The sequence below is a fragment of the Streptomyces sp. NPDC087270 genome (genome assembly GCF_044744625.1).
Classification (GTDB): Bacteria; Actinomycetota; Actinomycetes; order Streptomycetales; family Streptomycetaceae; genus Actinacidiphila.
Genome location: NZ_JBIUYR010000010.1, coordinates 301,826 through 319,367 on the forward strand (window position 1 = coordinate 301,826; position 17,542 = coordinate 319,367).

Annotated in this window: 14 protein-coding genes and 1 riboswitch; of the genes, 6 read left to right on the plus strand and 8 right to left on the minus strand. The window is 73.1% G+C overall.

The window, feature by feature from the left end:
- Nucleotides 1-3 precede the first annotated feature (3 nt).
- Nucleotides 4-624, minus strand: coding sequence for an HAD family hydrolase (locus ACIPAE_RS21975; RefSeq protein ID WP_402447314.1), 621 nt, complete (start codon nt 622-624; stop codon nt 4-6).
- A 327-nt stretch (nt 625-951) separates the two neighbouring features.
- Between ACIPAE_RS21975 and ACIPAE_RS21980 the strand changes: the two genes are divergently transcribed.
- Both ACIPAE_RS21980 and ACIPAE_RS21985 read left to right on the plus strand, forming a co-directional pair.
- Entirely contained in the window at nt 952-1,860 is a 909-nt protein-coding gene (locus ACIPAE_RS21980) for a transglutaminase-like domain-containing protein (RefSeq protein ID WP_366411436.1), read from the plus strand.
- A gap of 104 nt (nt 1,861-1,964) precedes the next feature.
- Complete coding sequence (locus ACIPAE_RS21985) at nt 1,965-2,789, plus strand: class I SAM-dependent methyltransferase (protein WP_402447316.1); 825 nt, start codon at nt 1,965-1,967, stop codon at nt 2,787-2,789.
- Nucleotides 2,790-2,793: 4 nt separating this feature from the next.
- Here ACIPAE_RS21985 and ACIPAE_RS21990 read toward each other — a convergent pair whose 3' ends face one another.
- The gene (locus ACIPAE_RS21990) at nt 2,794-3,978 is read right to left on the minus strand and encodes an NlpC/P60 family protein (RefSeq protein WP_402447318.1); all 1,185 of its coding nucleotides are present in this window, start codon (nt 3,976-3,978) and stop codon (nt 2,794-2,796) included.
- Nucleotides 3,979-4,296: 318 nt separating this feature from the next.
- Here ACIPAE_RS21990 and ACIPAE_RS21995 point away from each other — a divergent pair, with 318 nt between their 5' ends.
- Both ACIPAE_RS21995 and ACIPAE_RS22000 read left to right on the plus strand, forming a co-directional pair.
- Nucleotides 4,297-4,656: a hypothetical protein gene (locus ACIPAE_RS21995; RefSeq protein WP_329365671.1), complete on the plus strand. Its 360-nt coding sequence runs from the start codon at nt 4,297-4,299 to the stop codon at nt 4,654-4,656.
- 5 nt (nt 4,657-4,661) lie between these two features.
- Nucleotides 4,662-5,435: a class I SAM-dependent methyltransferase gene (locus ACIPAE_RS22000; RefSeq protein WP_402447320.1), complete on the plus strand. Its 774-nt coding sequence runs from the start codon at nt 4,662-4,664 to the stop codon at nt 5,433-5,435.
- Nucleotides 5,436-5,541: 106 nt separating this feature from the next.
- On the opposite strand, the gene ACIPAE_RS22005 is transcribed toward ACIPAE_RS22000, so the two are convergent.
- Both ACIPAE_RS22005 and ACIPAE_RS22010 read right to left on the minus strand, forming a co-directional pair.
- Complete coding sequence (locus ACIPAE_RS22005; RefSeq protein WP_329365667.1) at nt 5,542-6,615, minus strand: NlpC/P60 family protein; 1,074 nt, start codon at nt 6,613-6,615, stop codon at nt 5,542-5,544.
- 6 nt (nt 6,616-6,621) lie between these two features.
- A riboswitch (cyclic di-AMP (ydaO/yuaA leader) is annotated at nt 6,622-6,777 on the minus strand.
- Nucleotides 6,778-6,968: 191 nt separating this feature from the next.
- Entirely contained in the window at nt 6,969-8,096 is a 1,128-nt protein-coding gene (locus ACIPAE_RS22010) for an NlpC/P60 family protein (RefSeq protein ID WP_366411431.1), read from the minus strand.
- Between the two features lie 256 nt (nt 8,097-8,352).
- Between ACIPAE_RS22010 and pcrA the strand changes: the two genes are divergently transcribed.
- The gene (gene pcrA / locus ACIPAE_RS22015; protein WP_329365663.1) at nt 8,353-10,809 is read left to right on the plus strand and encodes a DNA helicase PcrA; all 2,457 of its coding nucleotides are present in this window, start codon (nt 8,353-8,355) and stop codon (nt 10,807-10,809) included.
- Nucleotides 10,810-10,986: 177 nt separating this feature from the next.
- Here the strand turns inward: pcrA and ACIPAE_RS22020 are convergent, their stop codons facing one another.
- Both ACIPAE_RS22020 and ACIPAE_RS22025 read right to left on the minus strand, forming a co-directional pair.
- On the minus strand, nt 10,987-12,465 hold the full coding sequence (locus ACIPAE_RS22020) for a M23 family metallopeptidase (protein ID WP_402447323.1): 1,479 nt from the start codon (nt 12,463-12,465) through the stop codon (nt 10,987-10,989).
- 139 nt (nt 12,466-12,604) lie between these two features.
- Complete coding sequence (locus ACIPAE_RS22025) at nt 12,605-13,630, minus strand: esterase/lipase family protein (protein ID WP_402447325.1); 1,026 nt, start codon at nt 13,628-13,630, stop codon at nt 12,605-12,607.
- Nucleotides 13,631-13,992: 362 nt separating this feature from the next.
- On the opposite strand from ACIPAE_RS22025, the gene ACIPAE_RS22030 reads away from it, so the two are divergent.
- On the plus strand, nt 13,993-14,400 hold the full coding sequence (locus tag ACIPAE_RS22030) for a cobalamin B12-binding domain-containing protein (RefSeq protein ID WP_328468237.1): 408 nt from the start codon (nt 13,993-13,995) through the stop codon (nt 14,398-14,400).
- Between the two features lie 42 nt (nt 14,401-14,442).
- Here ACIPAE_RS22030 and ACIPAE_RS22035 read toward each other — a convergent pair whose 3' ends face one another.
- Both ACIPAE_RS22035 and ACIPAE_RS22040 read right to left on the minus strand, forming a co-directional pair.
- Nucleotides 14,443-16,002 carry a DUF5691 domain-containing protein gene (locus ACIPAE_RS22035; protein WP_402447327.1) on the minus strand — a complete coding sequence of 520 codons (1,560 nt, stop codon included), beginning with the start codon at nt 16,000-16,002 and terminating at the stop codon, nt 14,443-14,445.
- Between the two features lie 124 nt (nt 16,003-16,126).
- Nucleotides 16,127-17,479, minus strand: coding sequence for an SWIM zinc finger family protein (locus ACIPAE_RS22040; protein ID WP_402447329.1), 1,353 nt, complete (start codon nt 17,477-17,479; stop codon nt 16,127-16,129).
- Nucleotides 17,480-17,542: the final 63 nt, after the last annotated feature.

Consider the following 17,542-nt stretch of genomic DNA (forward strand, 5'->3'; position numbering starts at 1 on the left):
GGGTCAGGCCGCGGCCGCGACGTGGGAGGCGATCCGCTCCCGCGTCGTCGCGTTGTCCGTGTGCAGCACCGCCGACATGCCGAGCGCCTGGGCCGCCTCGACGTTCGCCGCCAGGTCGTCCACGAACAGGCAGTCCGCCGGGCGCGCCCCCAGCCGCTCGCAGGTCAGCGTGAAGGCGCGCGGATCGGGCTTGGACCACCGGATCTCGTGCGAGTAGACCACCGCGTCCGCGCCGCCCACCAGCGCCGCGAAGCCGTACCGCTCCTCCTCGCGCTCCCGGGCGCCGACGAAGCTGTTGCTGAGGATGCCCAGGGTGCAGCTGCCCTTCAACTCCCTTATGTACGCGATCAGTTCGGTGTTCGGCGTGCCCAGGTACTCCGTCCACAGGTCGGCGAAGAACGCGTCGGTCCGGGCCGGGTCGAGGCCCAGCTCGGCGCTGACCGCGGCCCGGGTCTCCGGCTCGGTCATGGCGCCGGACCCGCCCGCCGTCCACACCGCCTCCAGCCGCTGGTCCACCGCGCCGGCCGGCAGCCCCAGCCGCCGCTCCCAGGCGGCATCCCAGCCGGTGCGCGGGGTCAGTTCCAGCACCCCGCCGATGTCGAGGATCAGGCACGCAGTGGTCATCCCGGTCGTCCTTCCGACGCGTGGCCGGGCGGGCGGCCCGGGGAACCGGCCTGGTCGGCGGCCGGTACGACCACGATGGGCCCTGTCCCAGGGGGAAGGTCAAGCACGGCCCGGCCGGGCGCCCGGCCGCCATCCGGTGGGCGCCCGGCCGATGCCCGGCAGATGCGGGCCCTCGGGCCGCCCCCGGATCGGCCTCGGGCCGGCCTCGGCCCAACCCCTGGACAGTGCGGCCCGGTTTTTGGCACGGTGGGGTGCGCCGACCCACCCTTCGAAAACGTGGCCGATGGTCGACGTCACAGTCGAATGCCGCAGGCAGGGGGCTCCACCATGACCGCAGACCGCCTCGCCCCAGAGGAAGCCGCCTTCTACGCCTCGCAGAGCAGCTTCTCCGACCCCGGCGAGCTGGTCGGCTGGTACACCGACCTCCCCAGGGACGTCGGCGAACTCGCCCGGGTGGTGCGGGACGTGATGGTCCACCGGGTCGAGGGCGGCCAGTTCGGGGTGCCGATCGCCGAGGACCGGATGCGCGACGACGCGGAGACCCGCTACGTCGACGACATCCTGCGGCTGGTGGTGAACCGCAACGGCGCGCCGCTGGTGGAGCGGCGGGAGTTCGCCGACCGGTTCGTGGGGATCTGCCGCGACTTCACCCTCCTGCACGTCTCCCTGCTGCGCCACGTCGGCATCCCCGCGCGGCTGCGCTCCGGGTTCGCCGACTACTTCGGCGACGACGGGTTCCACTTCGACCACGTCGTCACCGAGTACTGGGACGACCAGCGCGGCTGGCTGCTGGCCGATGCCCAGATCGTCGACCCCGAGCGGTACTCGATGCCGTTCGACCCGACCGACGTGCCCAGGGACCGCTTCCTGGTCGCGGGCAAGGCGTGGCAGCTCATCCGCGCCGACGGGGCGGACCCGAAGTCCTTCGGGCTCCACCTGCCGGAGGGGCCGATGGTGGGCGCGTGGTTCGTGGCCGGCAACGTCAGGCTCGACCTGGCCGCCCTCAACAAGGTCGAGACCCTGCTGTGGGACGTCTGGGGGACCGGCGCGGGGTCGGACGACGAGATGGGCGACGAGATCCGCGACCTCTACGACACCGCCGCCCGCGTTACCGGCGACGAGGTGCCCTTCGCTGAGGCCCGCGCGCTCTTCGCGGACCACGACGGGCTGCGCACGCCGTCCACCGTGCTGTCGCTGGCCCCCTTCAACGGCCCCAGCCGGGTCGCCCTGCGCTGACGATCGGCCCGCGCTGACTGCCGACCCCGCACTGACAGCCGACCCGGCGCGCGGGTCCGGCCGCCGGTGATCCTCGCCTCCCACCCGACAGAGAGGTACTTGACATGGTTCAGGTGTACGAGGACCGGCGGCTCGCCGGCTCCTACCACGCGGGAAACGACATGCCGGACGCTTCGCTCCGCGCCTGGGCCGGACTGATCGCGGACTGCGCTCCCGTCCCGGCGCCGCGCGTGCTGGAAGTGGGCGCCGGCACCGGCATGTTCGCGGCTGCGCTGGCCCGGTGGACGGACGCGCGCCTCGTGGTGGGCGTCGAGCCGTCGCCCGCGATGCTCGCCGAAGCGCATCGGCTGCACCCGGCCGCGCACCGCCCGGACCGCCTGCACTTCGCGGCGGGCCGCGCCGAGGCGGTGCCGCTCCGCCCGCGCTCGGTCGACCTCGCCCTGCTCTCGCGGGTGATCCACCACCTGCCCGACCGCCGCGCCTGCGCACGGGAGTTGGCGCGGGTGCTGCGGCCCGGCGGGGTGGTGGTCGTCCGGACCACCTTCCGGGAGCGGCTGGACGCCGTCGTCTACACCTACTGGCCGCGGCTGCTCGACATCGACCGCGTCCGTTTCCCCGCGGAGGCGGACGTCCGCGCGGACTTCGCGGTGCACGGGTTCGAGGTCGTACGGATCAGCTCGCACGCCGAGCCGGTCGCCGCCGGCCTGCGGGCGTACCACCAACGGCTGGTGACGCGCCCGCAGTCGAAGTTCACCCACCTCACCGAGGCCGAATTCGCCACGGGGCTGGCCCGGTTGGCCGCTGACGCGAAAGCCGAAGCCGAGGCCGAGGCCGGAGCCGCAGCCGGAGCCGGAGCGGACGCCGAACCGCTCGTACGGCCGCGCCCCGTGTCGGAGCGCTACGACGTGGCGGTGTTCCGGCTCCGTTAGCCGGTCACGCGGGGCGGGTGGCGCCGGCGAAGGGCATCTCGGAGATGGGGGCGATCCGGATCGGGGCGCCCGGGTGCGGGGCGTGGATCATCTCGCCGTGGCCGATGTAGAGGCCGACATGGGAGATGCCGGAGTAGAAGAAGACCAGGTCGCCCGGGCGCAGTTCGGACTCGGCCACGCGGGTGCCGGCGTTGATCTGGGTGTAGGTGGTGCGCGGCAGGGAGACGCCCGCGGCCCTCCACGCGGCCTGGGTGAGGCCGGAGCAGTCGTACGAGCCGGGCCCGGTGGCGCCCCAGACGTAGGGCAGCCCGATGGCGCGGTAGGCGAACGCGACGGCCTGGGCGGCGCGCGCGGAGGGTGCGGGCGAGGCGTCGAGCGGCGGCCGGGAGGTGCCGCGGGTGGCGGTGCCGGAGCCGGGGGCGCCGGAGCGGTTCGCGTCCGCGCCGCCGTCGGAGCCGTCGACGGTGGCGCGCTGGGCCGGCGTGAGGGAGTCCAGCAGCACCTGCGCCTGGTGCAGCGCGGTCTGCACGGTCCGCTTGCGGTCGGCGAGTTGGCCCTGTGCGGCCTTGAGGGTGGCGAGCTTGCCGTCCGCCTCGGCGCGGGTCTGCTCGATGTCCCTTCGCTGCCCGGCCAGTTGGGCGAGCGTGGCGGCCTGCCGGTCGCCCATCCGGTCCAGCGCGCCGACCTGGGCGAGGTAGGTCTCGGGCGAGGAGCTGAGCGCGAGTTGCAGGGCGGGGTCCAGCGTGCCGGAGCGGTACTGCGCGGTCGCGATCGAACCCAGCCGGTCCCGGGTCGTGTTGAGCTGCGCGGTCTTGCGGGCCAGCTCGTCCTGGAGGTCGGTGACCGCCGCGCGGGCGGTGGCGGCCTTCTGCCGCGCGCCGTCGTACTGCTGCGTCGCCGCCTCCGCCTGCTGGTAGAGCGCGTCGACCCGCGCCTTGACCGCCGGGACGGAACCGGCCGGGCCGTCCGCTCCGGACGCCGTCGTGGCGCCGGCGGCGGCCGGGCCCGGTTCGGCCTGCGCACTCTCGCCGAGCAGGCTGACGGACGCGGCCGACACCAGCGCCAGCGACAGCGCGGCGCGGGCGGTCGCCCGTGAGACGAGCGGTGGCCGGGCGGCGGTGCGGTCCGTGGCGCGGTCAGCGGGGACCGGGCCGCGGCGGTGGCGACTCCGGCGACTGTGCGAGGCCATGCGGCCGTCACTCCTTCGGCAGGGCGGGCCCGGCGGCGCCGCGTTACGGGGGGACGCGGCACCGCCGGACGTCGGCAGGGCGGCCGTGCCGCCGACGTACCGACGGCGAAGGGAACCGGCCACCTGCCAGTGACGCTAAACCTGCCCCGGGGGCCGTCCGGGGCAGGTGTCCGGGACTGCCCGCTTTCCGCCGCGGCCGACCGGATTCGACCGCCGTTCGACGGGTGACCCGCCCGCATCCGGGCGCCCGCCGACCGAAGCCCGCGATACGGCACCCCGCCCGCCGCGCGCTGCTATACGCGCCGTAGGGTCCGGCCCATGGACACCCTCATCAATGTCTTTGTCGGGCTGCACATCATCGGCATCGCGGCGCTGCTGGGCGGCTTCCTCACCCAACTCAAGGCGATGGGCCGGGGCAGCGCCGAGCCGCGGTTCGTGCCCGGCATGCTCTACGGGGCCGGCACGATGCTCGTCACCGGGGTGGCGCTGGTCGGCCTCGCACACGCCGACGACCGGCACCTCAGCAACGTGAAGCTGGGCATCAAGCTGGTCGTGCTGCTGGTGATCCTCGGGCTCGTCTACGTCAAGCGCGACGAGGAGAAGGTCGACGCGGCCTCCTTCGGCGCGGTCGGCGGCCTGACCGTCGTCAACATCTTCATCGCCGTGCTCTGGACCTGACCGCGATGACCGGCATCTCCTACGACCGCGCCACCGCCGAGCAGTACCGGCTGGCCCGCGAGGTCCCGCGCGCCGGGCTGTCCGCGTGGCGGGCGGCGATCGAGGCGGCGGTCGAGGCGACGGCTGAGCGCACCCCCGGGCTCACCCCCGGGATGACCGTGCTCGACGTCGGCGCCGGCACCGGCGGTTTCGCGGCCGCGCTGCACGACTGGTTCGGCGTCCACGTCGTGGCGGTCGAACCGGCCGAGGCGATGCGCGCGCTCATCCCGCGGGCCCCCGCGACGGACGGCCGCCCCGGCATCGAGGCCCTGGCCGGCCGGGCCGACGCGCTGCCGGTGCCGGACGGCGGCGCGGACGCGGCCTGGCTCGGCTCGGTGCTGCACCACATCCCCGATCTGCCCGCCGCCGCCCGCGAGTTGCGCCGCGCCCTGAAGCCCGGCGCGCCGGTGCTGATCCGCAACCTCTTCCCCGGCCGGGCCGACCGCGACCTGCGGGTCCGCTTCTTCCCCGAGACGGTGGCGGAGATCGACGGCTACCGGACGGTGGACGGCGTCTGCGCCGACTTCGCGGCCGCCGGGTTCGTACGGCGCCGACTGGTCGCCGTACCGCAGGAGAGCGCGCCGAGCCTCGGGCACTACGCCCGCCTGCTGCGCCGGGACACCGACTCCAAGCTGCGGGCGCTGAGCGACGAGGACTTCGAGCGCGGCATGGCACGGCTGCGGGCGGCCGATCCGGCGGCGCCGGCGACGAGCTGGATGGACCTGCTGGTGCTGGCCTGAGCCGCGGGGTGGGGCACGAAGGCCATGAGTAAGGGCCGGTCTCCTGGAGACCGGCCCTTACTCATTACGTGCTGACGTGGCCTGCGTTCAGCCGCCGCACGCCCGCTTACGCGATGCGGCGGGCCGCCGCGAACGGCATCCAGTCCATCGGGGCGACCTCGACCGTCGCGCCCGTGTGCGGGGCGTGCACGATGTTGCCGTTGCCGATGTAGATCCCGACGTGGCTGATGCCGGAGTAGAAGAACACCAGGTCGCCCGGGCGCAGATCGGCCTTGGAGACCGCGGTGCCGTCCTTGACCTGGTCCCAGGTGGTGCGCCCGATGGTGATCCCGGCGGCGTGGTAGGCGGCCTGGGTCAGCCCCGAGCAGTCGTACGAGTCCGGGCCGGTGGCGCCGCGGTAGTACGGCTTGCCGCGCTGGGCGAGCGCGAACTGGATCGCGGCGGCGGCGCGGCCGGACGCGGGCCCGTTGTACTTGTAGGTCGAGCTGGAGCCGGACGACGAGGACGAAGACGAGGACGACGAAGAGGTCGACGTCTTGGGCTGCATCGCGGCGAGCTTCCTCTTCTGCTCCGCGTTGAGGCTGTTGAGCAGTTTCTGCGCGGCGGCGAGCTTCGTCTGCAGGTTCTTCTTCTGCGTGGCGAGCGTGCTCTGCGAACCGGTCAGCTTCTTGAGGCTCGCGGTGGCCTGGGCCCGCTGGACCGACGCCTGCTCCTGCTGGATCTTGAACGTCTTGAGCGCCTGCTCCTGAGTGGCGGTCATCCGGTCCAGCAGGTGGTTCTGCGAGAGGAAGCTCTCCGGGTCGTCGGAGAAGAGCAGCTGCGTGGTGGCACCGAAACCGCCGGTGCGGTACTGCTCGGCGGCGAACTGCCCCAGCACCCGCCGGGACTCGTTCATCTGCTGGGTCTTGTCGGCGACCTGGGCGAGCAGCTGGTTGGTCTTGGTGCGCTGCGCCGCCGTGTCCTCCTGGGCCTGGTCGTACTTCTGCGTGGCGACCTCGGCCTGCTCGTTCAGCGAGTCGACCTGCTTCTTGACCTCGGCGATGGAGGGCTTCGCGGGCGCCGCGTTCGCGGTCTCGCTCATCAAGGTGACCGAGGCCAGGGCCGCGGTGGTGATACCGACGGCGGCCCGTGTGCCGGTCGACGCGAGTATCGGGGTACGCGGCTTGCGATGCGACGCCAAGGAGACGACTCCTTCCGGGTACCGCCGACCGGGTTAGCTGACGGGTTCGGGCGGGGAAGGTCGCCCTACGGGTCGAACGCTCGTCGCGTCCACCCCGATTCACCCCAAAGTGCCTGTGGGTCCCCGGTTCCGGCCTCCGGCCGGATTAGGCGGAGATGGTTCGCTGCCGGACCTTCGCCGACGGGAGGCGGACCACCTAGCGGGCTACCGTAGTCAACTTCGCCGGGTCTTGGGAAGTTTGGATTGCAATGTGACCGAAATCGCTTTGTGACCTTGGGTTTTGCCGGATACTTCGCCCCGGCGCCTTATCGGTCATCCGGGTCATCCGGTGGCGACCCGGTCGGGATGCTCCATTACGGACGGACGGCCCCGTAGAAGGGCATCTCGGTGATCGGGGCGATCTTCACCACGGTGCCGGTGTGCGGGGCGTGGATCATCTCCCCGTTGCCGATGTAGAGGCCGACGTGGCTGACGTCGCTGTAGAAGAAGATCAGGTCGCCCGGCTGAAGGTCGGCCTCCGACACCCGGGTGCCCACGTCCACCTGGTCGTAGGTGGTGCGCGGCAGGTCGATCCCGGCGGCCTTGTAGGCGGCCTGGGTCAGCCCCGAGCAGTCGTACGAGTCCGGGCCGGTCGCGCCCCACACGTACGGCTTGCCGATCTGCTTCCGGGCGAAGGCGATGGCCTGGTCGGCGGCCGAGGAGTTGACCGGCGCGACGGGCGCGTCGGTGCCCTTGGCGGCGGCGGCCTTCGCGGCGGCCTCCGCCTTCTGCTTCTCCTGCGCGGCGAGCTTCTTCGCCTTCTCCTTCGCCTCGGCCTCCTGCTTGGCCTGAAGCTCCGCCAGCCGCTTCTTCTCCTGCGCGTTGAGGCTGTTGAGGAGCTTCTGCGCCGCGCCCAGCTTCGTCTGCACGTCCTGCTTGGCGGACTTGAGCTGCCCCTGCTGCGCGGTCAGCGAGGCCAGGCTCTTGGCCGCCTCGATCCGCTGCTGGGTGACCGCGACCTGCTGGGTCTGGTAGTCCTCGACCGCCGCCTGCTGCCGCTTGCCCATCACGTTGGCGAGGTGGATCTCGTTCGCGAGGTCCTGCGGGTTCTCCGACAGCAGGTAGCGGGTGGTGGTCAGGTCGCCGCCGCTGCGGTACTGCGCCGCCGCGAACTCGCCCAGCACGCGCCGCGAGTCGTTGAGCTTCTGCGTCTTCTGGGCGACCTGCGCGAGCAGCTTGTTGACCTTGGTGTTCTGCTGGTCGGTCTGCTCCTGCGCCTGGTCGTACTTCTGGGTGGCGGCCTCGGCCTGCTGGTTGAGGGAGTCGACCTGCTTCTTGACCGTGCTGATCGACGGCTGCTTGGGCTTGGTGGGAGCGGGGGTGGCGCTCGCGCTCTCGCTGAGCAGCGTCACAGTGGCCAGTGCCGCCGTGGTGAGCCCCACGGCGGCACGCGGACCGGGGGTGCTGAGTAGCGCGGTACGAGCCTTACGGTGCGTCGCCATGGCGCGCGGACTCCTCTCGGACGCTGCCGGTTCCGGCTGGTGCGGCACGCTAGCCAACGCCCGGCGCGCCTGGGAAGGGCGATGTCCGATAGGCCCGATACCTTTTCGTAATCTTTTGCCGAAGCGGCGCGGCCGTCACGCAGCGTGGTAATCGGGCTACCCGGGAGGCCGCTTTCCGGGTAGCCCGGGCGCCGAGCGCGTGGACTTCGGCGGACGGCGGTGGACTGTCGGTGCGGGCGCCTAGACTCGGGAGGCGATGAGCAGCCTCTTTGACGACAACTTCCTGGCCGGTATGGACGCGGCCCACGGGCCTTCCGACGGCGAGCAGCCCCCGCCGCCGGAGGACGGCCCCGGTGGCGAGGACGTCCCGCACGACCTGTTCCAGGGGCGGTACGACAGTCCGCCCGCGCACGACGCGCACTACCGCAACGGCGCGGCGCGTCCCGTGCTCGACCCCGCGCAGCTCCTCGTGGGGCTCAACGAGCAGCAGCGCGCCGCCGTCGAGCACCACGGCGGGCCGCTGCTCATCGTCGCCGGCGCCGGCTCCGGCAAGACCCGCGTGCTCACCCACCGCATCGCCCACCTGCTCGGCGCCCGCGGCGTCCACCCGGGCGCGATCCTCGCCATCACCTTCACCAACAAGGCCGCGGGCGAGATGAAGGAGCGCGTCGAGGAACTGGTCGGGCCGCGCGCCAACGCCATGTGGGTGTCCACCTTCCACAGCGCCTGCGTGCGCATCCTGCGCCGCGAGTCCAAGACGCTCGGCTTCACCTCGTCGTTCTCGATCTACGACGCCACCGACGCGCGCCGGCTGATGGCCCTGGTCTGCCGCGACCTGGACCTCGACCCCAAGCAGTTCCCGCCGAAGTCGTTCAGCGCCCAGGTCTCCAACCTCAAGAACGAGCTGGTCGACCACGAGACGTTCGCCGCCAAGGCGGAGAACCCCTTCGAGCGGAAGCTCGCCGAGGCGTACGCGATGTACCAGGCCCGGCTGCGCGACGCCAACGCGCTGGACTTCGACGACATCATCATGACCACGGTCAACCTGCTCCAGGCGTTCCCCGACGTCGCCGAGCACTACCGGCGGCGCTTCCGGCACGTCCTGGTCGACGAGTACCAGGACACCAACCACGCCCAGTACACCCTGGTCCGCGAGCTCGTCGGCACCGGCGACGAGGCCGCCGAACTCTGCGTCGTCGGCGACGCCGACCAGTCGATCTACGCCTTCCGCGGCGCGACGATCCGCAACATCCTCCAGTTCGAGGAGGACTACCCGCAGGCCCGCACCATCCTGCTGGAGCAGAACTACCGCTCCACCCAGAACATCCTCAACGCCGCCAACGCCGTCATCGAGCGCAACGCCGGCCGCCGCGCCAAGAACCTGTGGACGGAGTCCGGCGAGGGCCCCGTCATCACCGGCTACGTCGCCGACCAGGAGCACGACGAGGCGCAGTACGTCGCCGAGGAGATCGACCGGCTCACCGACGCCGGCGACGCCCGCCCCGGCGACGTCGCGGTCTTCTACCGCACCAACGCCCAGTCCCGTGTCTTCGAAGAGATCTTCATCCGGGTCGGCCTGCCCTACAAGGTCGTCGGCGGCGTCCGCTTCTACGAGCGCCGCGAGGTCCGCGACGTCCTCGCCTACCTGCGCGTCCTCGCCAACCCCGAGGACGCCGTGCCGCTGCGCCGCATCCTCAACGTGCCCAAGCGCGGCATCGGCGAGCGCGCCGAGGCGATGATCGACGCGCTCGGCCGGCGCGAGCGGATCTCCTTCCCGCAGGCCCTGCGGCGGGTCGACGAGGCGTACGGCATGGCGGCGCGCTCGGCCAACGCGGTCAAGCGCTTCAACACCCTCATGGACGAGCTGCGCACGGTCGTGGAGTCCGGCGCGGGCCCGGCCGTCGTCCTGGAGGCGGTGCTGGAACGCACCGGCTACCTGGCCGAGTTGCAGGCGTCCACCGACCCGCAGGACGAGACCCGGGTCGAGAACCTCCAGGAACTCGCCGCCGTCGCGCTGGAGTTCGAGCAGGAGCGGGAGGGCGAGGAGACCGGATCGCTCGCCGAGTTCCTGGAACGCGTCGCCCTGGTCGCCGACTCCGACCAGATCCCCGACTCGCCCGAGGGCGAGGAGGACACCGGCGGCGTGATCACCCTGATGACGCTGCACACCGCGAAGGGCCTGGAGTTCCCGGTGGTGTTCCTCACCGGCATGGAGGACGGCGTCTTCCCGCACATGCGCGCCCTCGGCCAGGCCAAGGAGTTGGAGGAGGAGCGCCGGCTGGCCTATGTCGGCATCACCCGCGCCCGCCAACGGCTCTACGTCACCCGGTCGATGATGCGCAGCGCCTGGGGCCAGCCCTCCTACAACCCGCCCTCCCGCTTCCTGGAGGAGATCCCCGAGGCGCTCATAGAGTGGAAGCGGACCGGGCAGTCCTCCGGCGGTGGCGCCGGGTCCAAGGCGGCCGCGTCCGTCGCGTCCTCCATCGGCGCCCGCGGGCGCTCCGGCACCGGCGGGTTCGCCACGAAGCGCTCCGTCGGGGACCGGCCGGTGATCTCGCTGAGCGTGGGAGATCGCGTCACCCACGACCAGTTCGGGCTCGGCACCGTGGTCGCGGTCACCGGGCGCCCCGGTGACGAGAAGGCGACGATCGACTTCGGGGACGAGCGGCCCAAGCAGTTGCTGCTGCGCTACGCGCCGGTGGAAAAGCTCTAGCGAGGTAAGGGGGCTCCCTCCGTGCCTGGCGCGGGAGGAGCCGCACTTGCTCAGGGGCGCGCGGGGGCACTCCCCCTGGCTCCGCCGGGGGCACCCCACCCAGGCCAAGCTCTGGGGGGAGAACGGCGTGGCAAGCCACCCGCTCGGCGCAAGGTCCCTCGACCCGTGGAACCGGGACTACCTCGGGTCCAGCCCGTGGGAGAGAAGCCAGGGGAGGGGGTCGATGGGGGTGCCGCCGTGCGGGCGGACCTCAAGGTGGAGGTGCGGCCCGGTGGTGTTGCCGGTGTTGCCCGAATAGGCGATGACCGTCCCGGCCTTGACCGTGCCGGAGCGGATCTTCGTGCTGCTCAGGTGGCAGTACCAGGTCTCCGTGCCGTCGGGCGCGGTGACGATCGCCATGTTGCCGTACGAACTGTTCCACTGGGTGCGCACGGTGCCGTCGGTCACGGCCATCACCGGGGTGCCGACCTGCACCGGGAAGTCGATCCCGGTGTGCAGCGCCATCCAGTGCTCGCCGGACTGCCCGAAGTACGCGCTCAGGCCCTTCTGCTTCACCGGCAGCACGAACTTCGGCCGCAGCGCCTCCTTGCGGGCCGCCGCCGCCTCCGCGGCCTTCTTCGCCGCGGCCTGCCGGTCCTTGAGGTCGACCCGCTCCTGGGAGCGGCTGGCGCGGCTGGCGAAGTCGTCGGCGTCCCGGCTCACTCCGGACAGCTGCCGGTCGAGCTGGGTGGTCGGAGCCTTGCCCGCGGCCTCGTCGGTCGTCGTCCTCGAGGTGTCCCGGGCGACTCCGACCCCGCCGAACGCCGCCGCACCGACCGCCGCCACGCCCATCACGGCCACCGACGGCACCCCGACGGTCAGCAGCGCCGAGCGCTTGGCCGGCTTTCGGCGGCGGCTGCGCGCGGTGGGCACCTCGTCGTCGGTGAAGTCGTGCCGTACGGGTTCGTCGTCGTCGGGCGTGCCGAGTGCGAACTCCTCGCCGAGCAGCGCGGTGTCGTCGGGCGCCGACTCGGGCGCGACGGGCGACACGGTCGCCATCGTGGCCGTGGCAGAGCCCGGTTCCGCGGCCGGCTGGTAGCCGGACCCGTACGCGGTGGCGGAGTAGCCGGCGGGCGCTTCGTACGCCTCGGAGGTCGCGAACGGCGCGGACACCTGCTCGTAGACGCCGGTGTCGCCGCTGCTGTCGTACCCGTAGCCGTACCCGTAGGCCGGGTAGGCGCCGGACTCCCACTCCTGCTGCTGCGGGTAGGCCGGCTGCTGGGTGGTCTGCCAGGCGGTCGTGTCGTACGTGCCGGTGTCGTAGTACGTCGTACCGGTGCCGGTCGTGGTGCTGGTCGCGGCGTACGGGTCGTACGTGGAGAAACCGCCGGTGTCGTAACTGCCCGTGTCGTAACCGCCGACGGCGTACGTGCCGGTGTCGTACCCGTTCGGGTCGTAGCCGGGCTGCGGCTGCTGGGCCGCGCCCTGGTCGTAGCCGTAGGCGTACTGCTGGTCGTACGGGGCGGCGGCCTGCTGCGGGATCTGGGCGTAGCTGTAGCTGCCGGTCGTGTCGTCCGCGTAGGTGGTGCCGACGGTCGGGTAGGAACCCGAGGAGTAGGCGTCGTACGCGTGGGCGTCGTGGTCGGAGGCGTACTCCGACGGGTGACGTTGGTTCACCGCCAGCTTCTCTTTCGCCTAGGCAGCAGGAGAATTAGCGGCGACTGTAGCCCTCCGTACCGGCTACGGACAATCTTCTGGCCGGACCTGGCGCCCGCCTTGCCCGGTGTTCGGTTGATATTCGACCGTTATGTGTCCGTTATGCGGCGTCGATCGCGTCGGGCAGCGGCCCCGGACCGGACAGTGCCTGCCTGATTTCGGCGGCCACCGAGCCGTGCACGGGGAGGGCGAGGTGACCGATCCCGCGCACCTTGATGTTCGCGGTGGAAAGGTCCGGGTGTTCGAGGCGCGCCGACTCGGCGGGGATCATGAACTCGTCGAGGTCGCTCCAGAAGGCCACGAACCGGGTCCGGCAGCCCGGGGCGGGGCCCGCCAGCTCCGCCAGCACCGGCGAACCCGGCCGCATCTGGCGGGCCAGCGGGTGCGGTGCGAGCGCGGGCACCGCGCGGGTGCCGGAGTGCGGGGTGCCCATGGTGACCAGGTTGCGCACCCGGGCGTCACCGCCCAGGCACTGGACGTAGTAGCGGGCGACCAGGCCGCCCAGGCTGTGCCCGACGATGTCCACCTGCGCGTGCCCGGACTCGGCGCAGACCCGCTCGATGTGCGGGCCGAGCATCGCGGCGGCGGTGCGGATGTCGCCGGTCAGCGGGGAGTAGTTCAGCGCCTGGACGCGGGTCCAGCCGTGCCGCAGCAGCGAGCGGCGCAGCAGGGTGAAGGCCGAGCGGTTGTCGACGAAGCCGTGCAGGAGCAGGACCGGGGGCTGGTCGCGGCCTTCGGAGGGGCCTTCGGAGGGGCCCTCGGCGCGGCGCTCGGTGCGGCTCTCGGCGGGGAGCGGTGTGGCGCCGCGGGCGCGCCGTGCGCGGGTGGCCCCGGAGCTGCCGGAGCTGCCGGAGCTGTCGGAGCCGTCAGGGCCGTCCTGGTCGTCCGGCGGGCGCGGTGGCGTGGGGATGCGCTCGGGCAGTATTCCGGTCGGATACAGCAGCAGGTGCCCGGCGAAGAGGGCGAGGTCGATGGCGGCGACCTTGGCCAGCTCGGCGCTGTGCCCGCTCCACAGTGAACTGGTCCACAGCGCGTGACCCGGGATGCGGTTCCAGTGGCTGTCGCCGGGGGGCTCCTCCGGTGTCGGCCCCGGCTCCGGCTCGCTTTCCGAGGACTGGGCTGCCATGGCCCACCTCCCGTCGCGGCGCCGCGGGGTCGTCGTCGACCCCGGGTGCCCTCAGCGGGAGCCGGAGCGGATGCCGCACCGCCGCGCCCTGCGGCTTGATACGCGGTGATGCGGCGTCCTGGCTGCGGCTCTCGAAGGAACGAGCCGGGCGTCCCCGCGGCTCCCGGCGTGTCCCGCGCCGGCCGCCGTGGGCAGCCCCGACCCTTTGGTGAATGTGTCCCACTGTGTGATTTCCCCCTCCTCGCCCCACGTAAAACTGTCGGGTGCGGCGCGTGGGCGCTAACGTTCGTTTACGCGGTACAGCTCGCTCACTCTGCGCCACCGCACCCGGTGTGCCGCATCCCATGATCATGGAGGCAGTTATGGGAGTGTCCGGACCGATCCGCGTGGTGGTCGCCAAGCCGGGGCTCGACGGCCACGACCGCGGAGCCAAGGTGATCGCGCGTGCGCTCCGCGACGCCGGCATGGAGGTCATCTACACCGGGCTGCACCAGACGCCCGAGCAGGTGGTGGACACCGCGATCCAGGAGGACGCCGACGCGATCGGGCTCTCCATCCTCTCCGGCGCCCACATGACGCTCTTCGCCAAGGTGGTCGAGCTGCTCCGCGAGCGCGACGCCGCCGACATCAAGGTCTTCGGCGGCGGCATCATCCCCGAGGCCGACATCCCCCCGCTCACGGAGCTGGGCGTCGCCGCGATCTTCACCCCCGGCACGTCCACGGGCGAGGTCGTGGCGTGGGTCAAGGCGAATATCGGGCAGGCCGCCTGACAGGACCCTCCGGGGCGCCTCGCTCTGGCACCCCTGGGCACGTCAGGCCGCCCCCAACTCCTCGGCCATCAGCGCGCGCAGGCGCAACGTGGTGGTCAGCCGCTGGAACGCCTCCGACCAGTAGGCGGTTGCGCCGGGGGAGCCGTTGGGGGCCTCCTCGGCGGCGGCGCTGAGGAGGGCGACCTGCTCGGCCGCGGCGGGGTCGAGGCAGCGTTCGGCGAGGCCCATCACCCCGCTGAAGCTCCACGGGTAACTCCCGCCGTCCCGGGCGATGTCGAGCGCGTCGACCACCGCGCCGCCGAGCGGCCCGCTCCACGGCACCGCGCACACCCCGAGCATCTGGAACGCCTCGGACAGACCGTGGGCCGCGACGAACTCCGCGACCCAGCCGGCCCGTTCGTCCACCGGGAGGATCGCCAGCAGCTTCGCGGGGTCGCCGATCGCCGCCACCGGACCGCCCCGCGCGGACGGGGCGCCGAGCAGGGCACGGGCCCAGGCGGCGTCGCGTTGGCGTACGGCCGCTCGGCACCAGGCCGCGTGCAGGTCGGGCTGCCAGTCGTCCAGCACCGGGAGGGCGACGATCTGCTCCGGGGTGCGCCCGCCGAACCGCGCCGGCCAGGTCGACAGCGGGGCGGCGTCCACCAACTGGCCCAGCCACCAGGAGCGTTCGCCCCTTCCGTTGGGCGGCTTCGCGGCCACCCCGTCCCGCTCCATGGCCGCGTCGCACTCGTACGGCGCCTCGACGGTGACGCCGTCGGGGCCGAGCGACACGCAGCTACGGGCGCGGGCCGCCATCCGCCCGGCCAGCGCGGAAGCGGGCAGCGCGGAGAGCAACTCGGCCGCCGTGGCACGTACGTTGCGGCTGCGGTCCGCCAACGAGGATTCCAGGAACGGTTCGTCCGACGGAGACAGGCCGGTACGCAGCGCGTCCATGAACATCAGCCGGTCCTCGGCGCGTTCGCTGCGCCAGGTGGAGACGAGCAGGGCCAGCGCGCCCGCCGCGTCGGTCTGGCGCAGCCGGGTCAGCAGGGCGACCCGCTCGGCGAACAGGCCCTCATCCCAGAGCCGTTGCCGTGCCGCCTCGTCGCCGGCCGCTGACGCCGCACCCACCGCGCCGCCGCCCGCCCGCAGCGCGAACTTCCACTCCGGGTTCAGCTCCGCCATCCACAGCGCCCGCGGGCCCGCGAACGCCAGGGCGTCCGCGCGCAGGTCCGTGCGGGCCCGGGCGATGTCCAGGAGCGCGGGCAGCAGCGCGGGGGGTGCGGCGAAGCCGCGGACGCGGGCCGTCGCCAGCCACTGCGGCAGCAGTTCCAGCAGGTTGGGCGCTGTGCCCTGCCGGCTGCGGCCGGTCTCGGTCAGCATCATCTCCAGCCGGCGCCGGGCCGCGTCGGGCAGCTCCGGGCGCGGGTCCGGCGCCACCGTCTTCGGCCGCTGCCCGGCGACCCCCGGCCGCAGTCCGGCCCGGCGCCGCACCACGCCCACCGCGGCGGCGTCCAGCAACCCGACGGCGGCTTCCTCCGCGTCCCCCACGACCCCCGTGGGCCGGCGCCGCTCCGTGCCCAGCAGCGCGCTGCCCACCAGGTCCTCCCACGTCCCACCCATCGGGTTCCCCTTCCTTCCACTGCTTGCGTCTCAACAGGGCCGGTGCTGCGGTCTCTTCGGTCTCCCGGGTCTGCCGGGTCTGCCGGGTCTCTTCCTCGGTCGCGCGGCGGGCGCGCGGCGGCGGTCAGGGCAGGACGGGGGTGGGCGTGGGCGAGGACGGGGACCACGCGGTGAGCGGCTTCGCCCCGGTGGGGGTGAGTTCGGCGAAGAGGGTGAGCGGGTGTCCGCCGGACAGGGCGGCCAGGCGCCAGGGCGCGGGGCCGTTGAGCGGGATGGCGTCGGTGCCCGCCGCGTCGGCGAGTTGCCAGCGGTCGGGCCCGGGTATGGGGACGACATCGCTGAGCAGGACCGGCCAGGCGTCCAGCCAGGGGTCGTCGGCGAGGGCGGCGCCGTACGCGTCGAGCGCCGGGCCGATCGGGGTGCCGGGCGGGACGGCCGCCGGGGGAGTGGTGGTGGTCCCGTGCGGGCCGAGCGCGGCGCGGAGCGGGACCGCCGACGGGTGGTAGGCGAGGTCGGCCTCGATCATGACGCCGACCGGCAGGGCGAGTTGGGGCGCGCGGCCGGCGGCTCCGAAGGACAGTACGAGGGCGAACCGCCCGGCCGCGCTGTCACGCAGCCAGATCCGGCGGATCGTCAGATCCTCGGTGGTGTCGTACTGGGCGAGGACCAGCCAGTGCCCCCGCACGGTCGGCCCCGCGAGCAACTCGGCGCTGTCCACGGTGAATCCGACCCGCGCCCGCACGGTGTCCACCAGCGGACCCGGCAGGCCCTCACGGCCGAGGAACCCGCGGGCGAGCAGGTGCAGCAGCGCGGTCTCCTCCAGCATGCGGGACGGCCAGTCACCGCCCGACGCCGGTATCGCGCCCAACTCCCGCACCCGCGTGGCCAGTCCAGGCGCCTGGGCGTCCACCATCCGGGCCGCCGTCTCGTCGAACGAGCTGTGCCCGGCGCGGTCGGCCCCGGCCAGCCCGCCGCGCAGCAGATCGGCGAGCCGCTGCTCCAACTCGGCGGCGCCGCCCTCGACCCGGACCGCCCGCCGGTCGGCCCGCCGCCTGGCCGCCTCCGGGTCCGCGGGCCCGGACGCACGCGGCGCACCGGCGCCGGCGGCATCGGCCTCCTCCTTCTTACGCCGCGCGGCCACCCACTGCTCCACCCACTCCGGCTCCGAGCCCGCCGCGCCGGCCGTCGCCATCGGCCCGTCCGCGCCGCCGGCCCACAGCAACAGCAGCGCCAGCGCGTGCTTGCACGGGAACTTCCGGCTCGGGCAACTGCACCGGTACGCGGGCCCGCGGGTGTCCACCGCCGTCTGGTACGGCTTGCTGCCGCTGCCCTTGCACAGCCCCCACACCGCCGTGCCCGCCGTCCCCGTGCCGGACCACGGCGCGGGCGTGGCGAGCTTCGCGCCGGCCTTCCGTGATGCGGCGTCAGGCGCGAGCGCGAGCACCTGATCCACCGTCCACCGCGTTTCCGTCTCCATGTCACAGACCGTAGAACCCGCCACTGACAATCGTCATGACCTGCGGAAATAGCGCTGGGTGAC